General features: G+C 40.3%; 13 protein-coding genes. 5 read left to right on the plus strand and 8 right to left on the minus strand.

Annotation, left to right across the window (positions count from 1 at the left end; all coding sequences use genetic code 11):
• Positions 1–8 precede the first annotated feature (8 nt).
• On the minus strand, positions 9–2279 hold the full coding sequence (locus V7L20_RS23125) for a RelA/SpoT family protein (RefSeq protein WP_334746330.1): 2271 nt from the start codon (positions 2277–2279) through the stop codon (positions 9–11).
• A gap of 322 nt (positions 2280–2601) precedes the next feature.
• On the opposite strand from V7L20_RS23125, the gene patD reads away from it, so the two are divergent.
• Positions 2602–2955, plus strand: coding sequence for a heterocyst frequency control protein PatD (gene patD, locus V7L20_RS23130; RefSeq protein ID WP_334746331.1), 354 nt, complete (start codon positions 2602–2604; stop codon positions 2953–2955).
• A gap of 126 nt (positions 2956–3081) precedes the next feature.
• Here patD and V7L20_RS23135 read toward each other — a convergent pair whose 3' ends face one another.
• Positions 3082–3723 (minus strand): TetR/AcrR family transcriptional regulator, encoded by a 642-nt coding sequence (locus V7L20_RS23135; RefSeq protein ID WP_334746332.1) that lies wholly within the window; start codon positions 3721–3723, stop codon positions 3082–3084.
• Between the two features lie 294 nt (positions 3724–4017).
• On the opposite strand from V7L20_RS23135, the gene V7L20_RS23140 reads away from it, so the two are divergent.
• Positions 4018–5607: a DHA2 family efflux MFS transporter permease subunit gene (locus tag V7L20_RS23140; RefSeq protein WP_334746333.1), complete on the plus strand. Its 1590-nt coding sequence runs from the start codon at positions 4018–4020 to the stop codon at positions 5605–5607.
• A gap of 717 nt (positions 5608–6324) precedes the next feature.
• Positions 6325–7050, plus strand: coding sequence for a phosphoadenosine phosphosulfate reductase (gene cysH, locus V7L20_RS23145; protein ID WP_334746334.1), 726 nt, complete (start codon positions 6325–6327; stop codon positions 7048–7050).
• A 118-nt stretch (positions 7051–7168) separates the two neighbouring features.
• Here cysH and V7L20_RS23150 read toward each other — a convergent pair whose 3' ends face one another.
• The 6 genes from V7L20_RS23150 to V7L20_RS23175 all read right to left on the minus strand — a co-directional run bounded on the left by V7L20_RS23150 (position 7169) and on the right by V7L20_RS23175 (position 12291).
• Positions 7169–8269: a hypothetical protein gene (locus tag V7L20_RS23150; RefSeq protein ID WP_334746335.1), complete on the minus strand. Its 1101-nt coding sequence runs from the start codon at positions 8267–8269 to the stop codon at positions 7169–7171.
• Positions 8270–8289: 20 nt separating this feature from the next.
• Positions 8290–9750, minus strand: a complete 1461-nt coding sequence (locus tag V7L20_RS23155; protein ID WP_334746336.1) for a trypsin-like peptidase domain-containing protein — start codon at positions 9748–9750, stop codon at positions 8290–8292.
• A 72-nt stretch (positions 9751–9822) separates the two neighbouring features.
• A complete protein-coding gene (locus tag V7L20_RS23160; protein WP_334746337.1) occupies positions 9823–10164 on the minus strand; it encodes a hypothetical protein in 342 nt (113 codons plus the stop codon).
• Positions 10165–10220: 56 nt separating this feature from the next.
• Positions 10221–10559, minus strand: a complete 339-nt coding sequence (locus V7L20_RS23165) for a hypothetical protein (protein WP_334746338.1) — start codon at positions 10557–10559, stop codon at positions 10221–10223.
• Positions 10560–10686: 127 nt separating this feature from the next.
• Positions 10687–10980 carry a hypothetical protein gene (locus V7L20_RS23170; RefSeq protein ID WP_334746339.1) on the minus strand — a complete coding sequence of 98 codons (294 nt, stop codon included), beginning with the start codon at positions 10978–10980 and terminating at the stop codon, positions 10687–10689.
• A 9-nt stretch (positions 10981–10989) separates the two neighbouring features.
• Positions 10990–12291 carry a DUF4011 domain-containing protein gene (locus tag V7L20_RS23175; protein WP_334746340.1) on the minus strand — a complete coding sequence of 434 codons (1302 nt, stop codon included), beginning with the start codon at positions 12289–12291 and terminating at the stop codon, positions 10990–10992.
• 265 nt (positions 12292–12556) lie between these two features.
• Between V7L20_RS23175 and V7L20_RS23180 the strand changes: the two genes are divergently transcribed.
• The gene (locus tag V7L20_RS23180) at positions 12557–13810 is read left to right on the plus strand and encodes an exonuclease SbcCD subunit D (RefSeq protein ID WP_334746341.1); all 1254 of its coding nucleotides are present in this window, start codon (positions 12557–12559) and stop codon (positions 13808–13810) included.
• 90 nt (positions 13811–13900) lie between these two features.
• Positions 13901–14032 carry a type II toxin-antitoxin system HicA family toxin gene (locus V7L20_RS23185; RefSeq protein ID WP_334746399.1) on the plus strand — a complete coding sequence of 44 codons (132 nt, stop codon included), beginning with the start codon at positions 13901–13903 and terminating at the stop codon, positions 14030–14032.
• Positions 14033–14211 lie beyond the last annotated feature (179 nt).

Below are 14211 nucleotides of genomic sequence, written 5' to 3' on the forward strand. Positions count from 1 at the left end.
AGGCGCATCTACTCGTCAATTTGACCAATGCGGCGGATATTCAAAATGTCGCTCATTTTCTTAATTTGGACAAACACTTGCTCTAATTGCGAGCGATCGCGTATATCTATTCCTAAGTCCATCAATGCAGGTTGACCAACAGAGGTTTTCACTTGGGCATGACGGACATTAATTCCTTGGTCACTCAACCGTGACAAAATATCCTTTAGCACCCCTACGCGGTCAAGAGCTTCAATTTGAACATCTACTGGGTATGTGTGCGGACGACCACTATTTTCGGCGGCTGGGTTCCATCTAACTGGTACTAAACGCTCATATTCCACAGTCTCTAAATTATTGCAGCCTTGGCGATGAATTGAAATCCCTCTACCTCGCGTCACTACACCAATAATCGGTTCGCCAGGAATCGGAGTACAACACCCAGCTAAATAATACACCAACCCTTCTACCCCAATAATTGGCGAATCACTAGAGCGAGAGATAGTCGCAGGTGCATCCCGCAAAGCTTTTGATGTAGCTGGTTCTTTAGGAATAAATGGCGAGACAGTGGAAACTGGTTGTTGTGCTTTCGCCACTTCTCGCCAACGATTTAGCACTAAGTTCAACGTTACTTCTCCGTAACCCAAACCGGCAAGTAAATCCTCTACGCTGTGGTAATTACACTTTTGGGCGACAGTCTCCATCGCATCCGACTTCAGCAAACTATCAAAACCAGTTTTACCGAGTTCTTTTTCTAGCAATTCCCGTCCACGGGCGACATTTTCTTCCCGGCGCGATCGCTTGTACCATTGTTTTATCCGATATTTCGCTGCTGAAGTTCTGACAAAGTTTAACCAATCCAAACTCGGATGGCAGTTCTTTTGGGTAAGAACTTCTACAATATCGCCATTGTGTAGCCGCGTTGACAGAGATACCATTCGCCCATTCACCCGCGCCCCTGAACAATGGTTTCCTACTTCGGTATGAATCCGATAAGCAAAATCTACAGTGGTGGAACCGGGGCTTAAAGGAACAACATCCCCCTTAGGCGTGAAGACATAGACATCATCTTCAAATAAATTATCTTTGACGCTATCAAGATATTCTTGTGCATCCTTGAGATCACTTTGCCATTCCAGCAGTTGCCGCAGCCAAGTAAACTTGTCATCCGTCTCTGTCAAATGGCTAATACTAGAACCTCCTGTTTCTTTGTACTTCCAATGGGCAGCAATCCCATACTCAGCGATATGATGCATTTCGATTGTCCGAATTTGCACCTCTAAAGGACGGCCAGTTAGTCCAATAACCCCAGTATGCAACGACTGGTAACGGTTAGGTTTTGGCAGTCCAATGTAGTCTTTAAATCTTCCAGGAATTGGGCGAAAAGCATCATGGACCACCGCCAACGCCCGATAGCATTCCTCATTGGTTTGAACAATAATCCGCAGCGCCGCCAAATCGTAAATTTCATGAAATTCCTTTTGCTGGCGGTGCATTTTTTGGTAAATACTATAAAGGTGCTTAGGACGACCGCTAATATCCTGAAAGCGAATTCCGGCTTGCTGCAAACGCTCTTGCAACATTTTCGTAGCTTTAGCCAATTTCTCTTCTCGCGCCGTCCGTTTTTCAGAAACATGCTCTTGTATTTGGCGAAAAGCTTCCGGTTCCAAATACTTAAAAGCCAAATCTTCCAGTTCCCATTTAATTCGCCAAATCCCCAAGCGATTGGCTAAGGGTGCAAAGATATCTCGCGTTTCTTGGGCACTGCGGCGACGGCTGGCCTCTGGCATATATTGTAAAGTTCGCATATTATGCAAACGATCTGCCAATTTCACCACAATTACCCGAATATCTTGCGCCATTGCCAAAAACATTCGCCGGAAGTTTTCGGCTTGACTTTCGGTTTTGCTAGTAAAATTGATTTTAGAAAGCTTGGTGACACCTTCAACCAATTGCCGCACTTCTGGGCCAAAGCGTTCTTCTATTTCTTGACTTGTTACTTCTGTATCTTCAACGACATCATGAAGAAATCCAGCTGCTATCATAGCAGCACTGCCTCCCAAGTCACGCAGCAATTCAGCCACAGCAATGGGATGAGCAATGTATGGTTCTCCCGATTTGCGGTATTGACCTTCATGCAATTGGTAAGCAAATTCAAATGCGCGACCAATTAAGACTGTATCACTATGCTTTCGGTCATCTTCTGGTGTGCCGCTACTTGTGGATGACTCCTTCAAACATTTCTTTAACCATTCTGGAATAGAAAGATCAACTGATAAATTTATAGCTAGGCTGCTCATACAATTGGGTTTGGATAGGATCGGTAGATTAAGTGAATGATAAATAAAACTGGCAGCATCGCCGTAAAAAGATGCTGTCGCCCACAGACCGATAGAAAAAACAGTGTAAAGATGATTTTCCAATTTCCGATAGCGCAGCGTTAGCGACACAGGAGCGTGCGGTAGTCATCCAATTAGAGTTTCAAAGATCATAAAGAAAATCGATTGATGGCAAACAAAGCCCCAAATCCCGATTTGAGGCTTTTAGTGCTGATAAGTGTTTAAGAAAGTTTATTGTAGAAGAAAAATTACTTGACATTAATACTATCTTAACTACCACTGGATGTCTTTAAATCGTGAGAAATATCTGGCACTCGTAACCTTGCTAGAGCAATTACGTTCCGATGCCACAACGACCCAAATTGTTGCACCACAACTGCGGCAGCGTGTAGCCTCGTTGCAGCAATTCTTTGGGGAGCAGATTGTGCCTTTGGCTGATGAAAACTGGCGAGTGCAGTCTTATCAAACCGAAATGAGCAAGCAACTGCGCCTGTTGGCAATAGATGTGATGTTTTTGCAAGGAGCGCGCCAAGCATCTACTGTACAAACGAGACTTCAGACGATTAGCGATCGCTTGACCACTCTCATTCAATACTGTAATGCCATTCTGGAACCAGAAGCGGAAGGAGAAAAATAACAATTGTTCACCTTTTTCTCTAATTAATCCATCATCTCATTTATGACCTGTACTGAAAAGTTATTTTGATAACAAGTTGGGATTGGGGATTGGGGATTGGTTATTCCCCTTATCTCCCTTGTCTCTCTATTCCCCATTCTCCATTCCCATTTGCCCTGAGCGAAGCCGAAGGGATGCCCCATTCCCAATTCCTTTGAGGAGAAGATTTATTGTGCGGCGCATGTATGTTTCTACAGGCTCAGTTGTGGGTTTAAATATCAGTGCATAATATAGTGACCCGCTTAGAAGGTCAATAATTAAGTCTACGTCTGCATCTTTGTGAATTTCGCCTCTAGACTTGGCACGCTCTAGTACTTTAGAAAAGGCTTTACGTCGAAGTTTCGTATATTTTGTCCAATAAACCTCTGCAAACTTAGGATTGCTAGACGCTGTACTAATTATCAAGGCGAGTGTCTGACGACCAAGGGGACTATCTATTTTTTTGGCAGCATTATTTATCAAAATATCCATGTCTCCCCAAAACCTGCCAGTATCGGGGATCACTAAATCATCTCTCAGACTTTCTATCGCGTCTGCAACTAGTTCTTCTTTGGAAGTGTAACGTCGATAGATAGTCGTTTTACCAACTCCAGCACGGGAAGCGATCGCTTCTATACTCATGCTTTCATATCCTACCTCTGCAAGCAAATCCAAGGTCGCTTGCACAATAGCCTGATCGGCCTGGATGCTGCGTGGTCGTCCAGAGAGGCTGTTGATTTGCTTACTCATAAAATATCATCCCCAAGCAATATCTTCTTGGCTATTTGCTCCTAGCTTTGGGCATAGAACATTGCCTATAGGAAGCAAATAACCCCTATACCCCAATTCTGATGCATGAAAATAGCAGCAGTGACCATCCATCCTTAGCATAGGTATTTTTCCTACTTTTTATTGAATTCTTCCTTGACTGTTTTATTATGATACGCTACCGTAGCGTATGTATATAAAATTTAATTTTAGCTTTGGCGTCAGTGTCTCAATCAAGGCATTGCTTGACATCTTCCAAATATTATTTATGTAACAATGGCTACTAATATTAAAAGTTCTAGTTTTGACCAATTTGGTTATGTTCACGGGCCATTGAAGTGGGCGATCGCTTTTACGGCTTCCCTTGGTGCCATCTTAGAAGTAATTGATACTAGTATTGTTAACGTAGCTCTCACCGATATCCAAGCGACTTTGGGTGCAACTGTCAGTGAAGTGGGTTGGGTAGTTAGCGGATATGCGATCGCTAACGTCGTCTTAATTCCCTTATCGGCATGGTTGGGAGATTACTTTGGGCGTAAAACCTACTTTATCTTCTCACTGATTGGTTTTACGATTTCCTCCGTTTTATGTGGGCTGTCCTTCAATCTACCGATGTTGATCGTTGCCCGAATTCTCCAAGGTTTATGCGGTGGCGGGTTGCTAGCGAAAGCCCAAGCGATTTTGTTCGAGACTTTTCCCCCAGCTGAACAAGGTTTGGCCCAAGCAGTTTTTGGTGTAGGTGTAATTGCTGGCCCGGCAATTGGCCCAACCTTGGGAGGATTCTTAGTAGATGGTTTAGGCTGGCGCTGGATTTTCTTTGTTAACATTCCCTTTGGGCTCATCGCAGTAGCGATGTCTTTGGCGTTTTTGCCAAAGAATAAGGACAGGAACGAGGCTCAAAACCAAGCTGTTGATTGGTGGGGAATTGGGTTTTTAGTCGTGGCTGTGGGTAGCATACAAACTGTATTAGAAGAAGGGGAGACAGATGACTGGTTTTCCTCTGGTTTCATCGTCACTCTGGCTATCCTTGGTATTATCGGCTTGGGGTTGTTTATTTGGCGAGAACTGAAAACACATCACCCTGCTGTGGATTTGAGAGTTTTGCATCACCGTTCTTTAGCTGCGGGAAGCGTTCTCTCAGCAGTGGTGGGTATGGGGCTTTATGGCGCACTCTTTGCTGTGCCGATATTTGCTCAGAGCGTGCTGCAATTTACGGCAACACAAATAGGACTATTGTTAGCACCTGGAGCTTTAGCATCTGCCATCGGTATGATCTTATTAGGCAAACTGACTAGTATAATTGATGCCCGATTTTTAATTGCGATCGGCGCTGTCGGCTCATCTGGAGTCATGTTTCAATTGGCAGCAATTACCCCACAAAGCGGGACAGACGATTTATTTTGGCCATTGGTATGGCGCGGAGCTTTTACTGTATTTATGTTTCTCCCTTTGAGTTTGGCAGTTTTAGGGCCGCTACCCAAAAAAGATATTTCTGCTGGTTCTGGTTTCTACAACCTGACTCGACAACTAGGTGGCAGTATCGGCATTGCCTTACTCACTACTCTACTTGACCGGAGGCAGACCTTTCATCGAGCTATCCTATCAGCAAAACTTAGCCCTTATGACCCAGAAACCAATCAGCGTCTCGACTTGCTCAATGGGGCACTTCAAAGCCAAGGCATGGATGCGGCAACAGCGCAACAACAAGCACTAGCTTTATTAAGTCAAATAGTAGATACTCAAGCTGCTGTTTTATCTTACGCAGATTGCTTTCGAGTCGTAGGGGTAGGGTTCCTTTGCTCATTACCTCTATTATTATTCCTGGGCAAAGGCGGCGCAGGAGCGAAAGCGCCAATCGGTCATTAGTGGCCTGTCCCATTAATTTTACTCGGTTCGTAGTAAACACGAAGCGTGCTTAAAAATCTAGGGATAAAGTCCTTACTACGAACTTGTCTACCCCTAGATTCAAAGCTGACAGACTAGTAGGGGTAAATAGCGATCGCATCCCAATTTTAAATTCTCTGATTGCAAAACTACGTAAAAACACGGCTTCCAAATTATTTTCTACTGAAATTCATAGAAAAAAGTTAATATACACGGATTCATCTGGATTAAAATTAAAAGCCCCACTCAGTTTTGAGCCGGGCTATGTCAAGTTTTATTGCTAAAATTAAAAATTTTTATTTTAGAAAAAGTTCATTATTGTAATTATGCTAACGCTAGTCAACATCATTAAAGCGCCCATGATTATAGATTCGCCTAAGCGATTGGGGGATTTTGAAGTGTTCATTTAAGTAAAATCCTTTTTATTAATTGTTCCTTAACCATATCAAAATCAGTATAAATATCGATAAAAGTATTGTAAAACTTAAATTTCCGTAAAGTTTCTTAGTAAATAGTGTAGTTTTTACTTATGTATTTGTTTTGACTGAATTCTCAAAATAGAACAACACCCCATACCCCATTCCCGAAATGTAGTAATTTCCGAACAGAATAATTACCTTATCTCCGAGCGGAATATGTACCTTTGTGGATTAAAATAAATCTTAGGTCAAGGTAAAAATATTTGAACAGAAGATTATCATGACAGTTTCCACGGCATCTAGAAACCAAGCGATCGCTTTTGACTTAGAAAAATTAAATCAGGAATTTGAAACTGCCACTCCCAAAGAAATACTGGCATGGTCTATAGAAAACATCCCAACCGGACTGGTGCAAACAAGCGCCTTTAACGTGGATGATATGATAATTACTCATATTCTTTACACTGAACTGAAGCATCCAGTTCCTGTGATCTTTCTCGATACTTTGCACCACTTCCCTGAAAGCCTAGAATTAGTAGCCAAAGCCATACAAATCTACAACCTGGATTTGCAAACTTTCAAAACTCCAGACGTAGATACCCGCGAAGCCTTTGAAACCAAATACGGTGACAAACTCTGGGACAAGGATATTGCCAAATTCCATCAGATTACAAAAATTGAACCACTGCTACGGGGTCTAGACGAACTCAACAGCGTCGCTTGGATTACTGGACGCCGTCGTGACCAAGCAGTAACTCGTGCAAATATGCCTATATTTGAATTAGATGGTAAAGGTCGGCTGAAAGTAAATCCTATAGCTACCTGGACACGCAAAGACAGCTGGGTTTACGTAGCTGAACACGGAGTCATCTACAACCCTCTACACGACAAAGGTTATCCCAGCATAGGCGACGAACCCATTACCACCAAAGTAGGCGAAGGCGAAGATGAACGCGCCGGACGTTGGCGGGGAAGTGATAAAACAGAATGTGGAATTCATATTTAAAAGTGAGTGGGGAGTAGAGATTGGGGAGTGGGGAATAGAAGAAAATTTCCCGCGACCTTCCTTACTCTGCGCCTCTGTGGTTAGATAACAGTGTTACACAACAAATTTAGAGGCTAGTTTATTGGCCATTTTGCTGGAAAAGCTGGTCTAGAGAAGCTAATTCAGCTTCTTTGGCTGCGTCAATCTCTGGCAAAGGTCGCTGCATAATTGAATAAAGTGATCGCTTTTGCACTTTTACAGCCTGTAAGCCCAACTCCCGTAAGAAATCCTCAATTTTCACCACCATTTGTTTACGGTCGGCTTTTGTAATATCGGGACTTTGATAAATTGCAGCCTTAATAACAGGCAAAAATATTGTTTTAACTACTTCATATTTTCCATTAAGCACAGCCTCTTGGGCTTTATCAACCAATTCTTTAATGCTGGTTAAGGATTCCCAATCTTGAGCGGTGCGCTTTTCTATACGAAACAGCATATAGCTGTAGCCTTCTAGGGGTTTACCGTCACGCTTAAAAGTTTTTGTTGTTCCAGGTGAACCAAGACAGAGGCTATCATTGACAATACAAAGGTTATCGTTATTTATCTTGTTATCCTGCGCCAAAATTGCAGCAAAATAACCTGCTTTCAGGGAATTAGTACCACCTCCATTAGCTTCAGAAAATGTTTGTTGGTAGCCTAGTTCTAACCGACGCTCACCAATATCGAGTAAATCTTCAATACCGCGATATACTGGTTCTGCTAGCTTTATAACATTTGAAAGTTGCGGCACAGGTAGCAATTCAGAAAATCTGCCCATTGTATTAATAAATTTACCAATGGAGTCATTATTAACTATGCTAAATAAACCTGCTTGTAACTCAACTAATCCATCATTGAAGGGAAATAAGGATGTGAGAGGATAGTTGCACTGAATGACTTTATCCAGATTATCTGCTATTGATTTTTCTAGTTGTCCAGGTGCAGCCAGATAGGGAATTATTACGGATTTTCTACCGTGATTGAAGCGGACAGCAGCATGAACCACCGGATATCTTTGCTTGAACCATTCTACATCTTTGGCCAAGCGCATCTCCACTAGCCAGATACGACAATAGGCTTCACCTGCAATAATAGGTTTTTCATCGTAGTCTACATCAACTCGATGTTTCGATAGAAAAAGGATTTTATATTTTGGAGCCTCATGGCTGAAAGTTTCAAATAAACTCTGGAAAAAGCTCATGAAATTATTCCTCTGTCACATTAAGGTAAATGCTGTGAAATTTGAGTCCAAATAGCACGAATGGGAATACCTCCCGTTGAACCTGAAGTTACAGTACGTCCTATACCGGGACTTCCTTGATGAATTGCAATCAATTCCCATTGGTGATTAAAAATTGGTGCGCCAGAGGAACCGTCATCAGTTTTCACATTATGGTCAATGTAATCTTCTCCTACTTGTGTAATTTGTCCAAGGTCGGAAATTATTATTGGGTTGCCTTGTGGATGATGGATAATACGAACATCTTGACCACTATCTAATATAGATGTTTCATTAATAAAAATTGATTTTTGCTGTGTTTGAGCGTTGATTTTAAGTAAAGCATAATCAAGGTGACTATTATTATTAATAAAATCTAATTTAAAAATATCCTTTTCTGATTCGTAACTTCCATCTTTATAACCAAAGCGCACCCATGCTTTTTGCACTTGGCTCTTACTAAAAATGTGATTACAGGTTAATAAAAAATTTTTTGTAATTAACACTCCTGTGCCTATGGCGTTTCCTATAGGTGATTCGATTCTGCCAACTGTGTTACAAGCCGCTAAAGCTTTAAAGTTTTCCTGACCTTTTTCGACTAATCGAGTGTATAATTCTACATCTTGGTCTTTTAATCCATAAATTGATGCTAAATTGCGTAGAGACTCAAGTACACTTACTAATGGGTGAGCGTTAAAGTTTTTATGAGAGATTTGATAATTTTTAAATGCTGATACTAATGATTGAGCAAATATATGAGATTGAGTGTCAAATCTCAAATTACTTAAAAACGCATAATCAACACCAGCGCTTTCTAAAAAATTTTGGCGATCGCTTGCTACATTAACCTTGAGAGCAAAGTTATTTAGCGCCATAATTAATGGTATCACATCTTTCTGCTCTAAAAATATTTTCGGATTCATGAAGTTCTCATTTGTCCAAATTAAGCTATAATTATCAGTTGCAAATAACGAATTTTCAATAGTTTGAGTAGCAGAGAATGAATCAGCAAAAGGTTCCGATGTTTGTTGCTGAAATTTATCATCTAATTTCAGATTATATGTTTGCACATTTTTACTTAAAATTGGGGTTAGGATTATAGAATCTGTAGTAACTTGGGTATAAGTGGTCTGATTAAATCGACGCTTCAAATCCTGAAGAAACTCTTCTGATGAAGTTTTTTGAAGAGAATATTTTCTTAAGGCTTTCTCAATTGTTTTAAGTAAAGTTTCATATAGATTATCGATATATTCTTCCCGTACAGCTTTTGAATTATTTAACTCAAATGACCAGTAATTATACCATTGCCAAAGAGATTGAAATTGATTGGAATTTGGAGCATCTATACCTATCTCTTTAAGAATACTTATTTGTAATCTCACCTCCCAATAAAGCTTTTTATAGTCCTCATCTTCAGACTTAACTAGCTCAACAGGCTGTCCTTGAGTAGCTACCGAAAGCATGGTTAACTTTAACTGTTTAATCTTTGCTATTAAAGATTCAAATTGTGATATTTGCCACTCATAAACTAATTCTTATTGAGATTTATCTTTGATATAATGCTGGCACGAAATAATATCAATTTGATTGAAAACGCTAGTATATAGGTCGTGAATATATCCTGCTTTTGAAGCATATCCACTTTTTAAAGATGACCAGCGATCGCGCCAATCTGAAAGAGATTTAAAGTTATTAGGATTTTCGATGTAAACCCCTTCCTCTTCAATAAATTCTATCAGGTCAGCAATATCTTTATAAAGTAGTGTATACTCTTTTTCTTTTTCATGAATTTTCAACTCTCCAGTAGAAACCGCAATCATGATTAATTGCAACTGTTGAATTTTAGTTGACAGTTCTTCAATTAGTGCTACTACCATAGAAAATCCAAGTTTTATTCAAATCTCTGTTTATAAAGCTACACTAGGAACTGTGTTTATTTCTGATTGCATAGATTCTCTATATACTCTACTAGTCGGTTTATTTGAGTGTCTCTATCGCGGTTCCATTCACGAGACCAAATTCTGTAAATGCGCCAGCCTAATTTTTGTAGGACTTCTTGGCGGAGGCGATCGCGATCGCATGCTGTTGGATAGTCACGATACGTTGCTCCATCGCATACAATGCCCAAAAAATACTCCTCTGTTTCTGGCTTGAGGTTATCTATCAACACTAAATCAATCGGGTAAGCTGAACGACCTACCCGTTTCTTAAATGAAGCGAAAAATACCTGTAAATCTTTTTGTAAAAAGTCTCCTAAGTTATAACAAATCAAAAGTTAAAAATTCACAAGCATACTCAGCATTTAGTATAGAATTAATAGATTGATACTTTCTGATCTGTTTTTCTAAATCAGAATACAACTGTCTTAAATCGACTAAATCTGTTGAAAAAGACCAAGTTTAAATTCTTGATGGAGCATCAAGGATATGAGCTACTGCTGGCTGTAACCGTTCCAAATCATACAATGTTTCGAGTGGTTCTGTTATTTTTAGCAGTTGCGTCAATGAAGCTATAGTATCCTGAGCAAGTTTTATTCCTTGAATAAGATTGTCAATATTACGACGTAAATAATTATTGATATCAGACGACCAAGATTCAGATTTTAGTGGACTATTTGACCATATCGTTTTTTGCCTTCCCCGAAATATAGCCTCGAATTGACCAAGTTTTTCCAGTGGTATTTTTGCTTCCAATAATCTGGTTTATGACCAATCGTCCAGATTATCAAGATTAAACTCTAGCACAGGAGTTTCTTTTCGTTCTAACCTGAGAATTTCGCCATACAGGTCAAAAGCAGATTTATTTAATGGTTGCTTCTGTTTATGTAGGCCTACTACATGATCATTAAGAACTTGCTGATAGTCACGTAAAGGTTTAAAGAATGTATCCCAATCTTGCTGTTGTGCTTTGTTTCTTTCTGAAAGCTGAGTACGAGTTTGGTCTAGTTGATTAAAGAAATCTTTTGCTTTTGTTGTGACTTGGTGATGTAAATTTAGACAAACATCTTCCAATTTACTTTTTTTAAGTCTGTCAAAGACAACTTCTAGAGCAGTTTGCTTTTCCGCAACTACAAGCACTTTCTTATTTTTGCCGATTAACTCAGTGATGATGTTAACAATAGTTTGGCTTTTTCCTGTACCAGGAGGCCCCTGCACTACACAGCTAAGTCCTGCCTTTACAGCTTCTATAACTACTTGCTGGCTGGAGTCGGCGTCACATATTTGATAAATTGATGAGGGGTCTATTTTTTCAAGTTCTTGCTCTTGAGTAGTGGGGAGCTTATTGACATTATCAGGTGTTCGTTTTATGGCTAGTTCTTTCAAAATAGGATGATTAGCTATCTTCTGCTGATTTTGTTCCAAGTCTTTAATCATTGCTGCTTTTGCATCTTGGAACAAAGTAATGTGTGCTGTTTCTTCTACTTGCCAGTCAGGTTGTTTAGCGATCGCAGCACGAATAGCATCAAAAAAACTCTCATAGCTCAATTTTTGAACGCGATCGCTCTCAGGCAATACAATATTAAAATCTTCACGTAACTTGTTGACTAAAATAAAGTTAACAGAAATATCATCATCAGTAGAGTATAGTGTGAACTCTGGCGACTTTCTACCCTTTTTGTCTAATTTGACAGGAACAAGCAGCATTGGAGAAACATACTTTTCCTGGGGTTTTTCGGGGTCAAACCATGTTAAAGTACCAAAAATTAGAAAGAGACTATTAAAACCTTTCTCCTCCAAGCTTGATTTCGCACCTTTACGAAGTTCATCTAATATCCTGATCCGGTCAATATCACTCTGCTTGCTTGTGAGTTGACTAAAAGTAAATGGAGTGGATTCTTCTCCTACAAAGTTTTTATATAAAACTGAAGAGGTTGTAAGAATATCAATTACTGGTTTTTTATTTTTGCGAAAATCAAGTAAAGGATTACTGTTGGAGTCGCCAGCAAGTTTTTTCTTCCAAATATTGATTTTTTCTTGGATTGCCTGAGTGTCCGAGATACTCATTCGGTTTCAATTGGTAGTGATCGACAAAACTAAGCTTGTGTTTTAATACTTCTATTGTAAGTAATATGTATTATAAAAATCATGATTTGTTACAAATTGCAGACACAGCGATTATTATTCAAGTAGACGACACTTTTAAAAATCTTAATTTTAGCGACGTTATATGTAAAGCTTCTAAGCTATGGTTTATTAAAACGCAGACTGCTGTAAGCAATAGTATGATTGGCGTGGTAATTTAACCTCATATAGTTAAATTAAGATATGTATGATTAAAATTCTTCACCTCTCTGACATCCACATGGGAAGCGGCTTCTCCCACGGACGAATTAATCCCGCGACTGGATTAAACACACGATTGGAAGATTTTGTCAATACCTTGTCTAAATGTATTGAGCGAGCGTTGACAGATGCTGTTGATATGGTGATATTTGGTGGCGATGCTTTCCCAGATGCTACACCACCGCCCTATGTACAACAAGCTTTTGCTAGCCAGTTTCGCCGTCTCATGGATGCCAATATTCCAACAGTGTTGTTAGTAGGTAACCACGACCAACATTCCCAAGGACAGGGAGGAGCGAGTTTAAATATTTACCGCACTTTGGGAGTGCCAGGATTTGTTGTTGGTGATACATTAACTACTCACTGCATTGAAACCCGCAATGGCAAAGTGCAAGTAATCACCCTCCCTTGGCTAACTCGTTCGACTTTGATGACTCGCCAAGAAACTGAAGGTTTGTCTTTGACAGAAGTCAACCAACTATTAACGGAACGCCTGCGAGTTGTTCTAGAAGGGGAAATTCGCCGTCTTGACCCCGATGTGCCAACTGTCCTTCTGGCTCACTTGATGTCTGACAATGCTAGCTTGGGCGCAGAACGTTTTTTGGCAGTAGGTAAAGGCTTTACTCTACCCCTATCTTTGCTGACGCGACCTTGTTTTGATTATGTAGCGTTGGGACATGTCCACCGCCACCAAAATCTGAACAAATCCAACAACCCACCGGTGATTTATCCAGGGAGTATTGAGCGGGTAGATTTCAGCGAAGAAAAAGAAGACAAAGGCTATGTGATGATAGAACTAGAGCGGGGGAAAGTTGAATGGGAATTTTGTCCCTTAACAGTTCGGACTTTCCGCACTATTAAAGTGGATGTCTCGAAAGCAGATGAGCCACAAGGGGTGTTAATGAAAGCGATGGCTAAGTATGATATTCAAGATGCTGTAGTGCGGCTAATTTACAAACTCCGCTCTGAACAGATGGATTTAATTGACAGTTCCTCTCTACATACTGCTTTAAGTCCGGCTCATACTTACACCATTCAAGCAGAATTAGTGAGTCAATTAGCTCGTCCCCGCATTCCTGAATTGACTGCAAGTAGCAGCATCGACCCAATGGAAGCGTTGAAAACCTACTTAAACAACCGCGAAGACCTCAAGGACATAGCAGTATCAATGCTGGATGCAGCACAGAAGTTATTAGCAGATGATGTGGAAGTTTGGCTGGAACCAGCAACTAGTGAGTAGGTTAAAATAATTGTTGAGATATGAGTCAATTCCCAAGCTTCACAGGACGCGAATGCAGCCCTTAGCAAAGTCGGTTTTGGAGTCGCTAAGATATGTGGCAGCCATCATATTATGATACATAGCGATGGACGCAGGACAGTAGTTCCTGTACATTCAGGTGAAATAATTGGTCGTGGTTTGCTGGCACAAATACTACGTGATTACCAAATAACTTGTGAATAATTTAGGGAATTATTGTAAGAATTGATGCTTTTAAAAGTTAAATATTATGTATAGATAATATAGTTGTAAAAGTGCGATGCCTTCTCTACCAGAGGCTTCTCTTTCAGAGACGCTAACGTGAATGCCAACGGGGGGCGTAGTCATCGCTAAATATAATATTTAAGATGCTGTACTGGGGC

This window comes from Nostoc sp., assembly GCF_036916735.1.
In the GTDB taxonomy this organism is placed as follows: Bacteria; Cyanobacteriota; Cyanobacteriia; order Cyanobacteriales; family Nostocaceae; genus Nostoc.

Coding starts and splice junctions, on each gene's coding strand:
- V7L20_RS23125 (WP_334746330.1), bottom strand. CDS start 2,279: ATGAGCAGCCTAGCTATAAATTTATCAGTTGATCTTTCTATTCCAGAA.
- patD (WP_334746331.1), top strand. CDS start 2,602: ATGTCTTTAAATCGTGAGAAATATCTGGCACTCGTAACCTTGCTAGAG.
- V7L20_RS23135 (WP_334746332.1), bottom strand. CDS start 3,723: ATGAGTAAGCAAATCAACAGCCTCTCTGGACGACCACGCAGCATCCAG.
- V7L20_RS23140 (WP_334746333.1), top strand. CDS start 4,018: ATGGCTACTAATATTAAAAGTTCTAGTTTTGACCAATTTGGTTATGTT.
- cysH (WP_334746334.1), top strand. CDS start 6,325: ATGACAGTTTCCACGGCATCTAGAAACCAAGCGATCGCTTTTGACTTA.
- V7L20_RS23150 (WP_334746335.1), bottom strand. CDS start 8,269: ATGAGCTTTTTCCAGAGTTTATTTGAAACTTTCAGCCATGAGGCTCCA.
- V7L20_RS23155 (WP_334746336.1), bottom strand. CDS start 9,750: ATGCTTTCGGTAGCTACTCAAGGACAGCCTGTTGAGCTAGTTAAGTCT.
- V7L20_RS23160 (WP_334746337.1), bottom strand. CDS start 10,164: ATGGTAGTAGCACTAATTGAAGAACTGTCAACTAAAATTCAACAGTTG.
- V7L20_RS23175 (WP_334746340.1), bottom strand. CDS start 12,291: ATGAGTATCTCGGACACTCAGGCAATCCAAGAAAAAATCAATATTTGG.
- V7L20_RS23180 (WP_334746341.1), top strand. CDS start 12,557: ATGATTAAAATTCTTCACCTCTCTGACATCCACATGGGAAGCGGCTTC.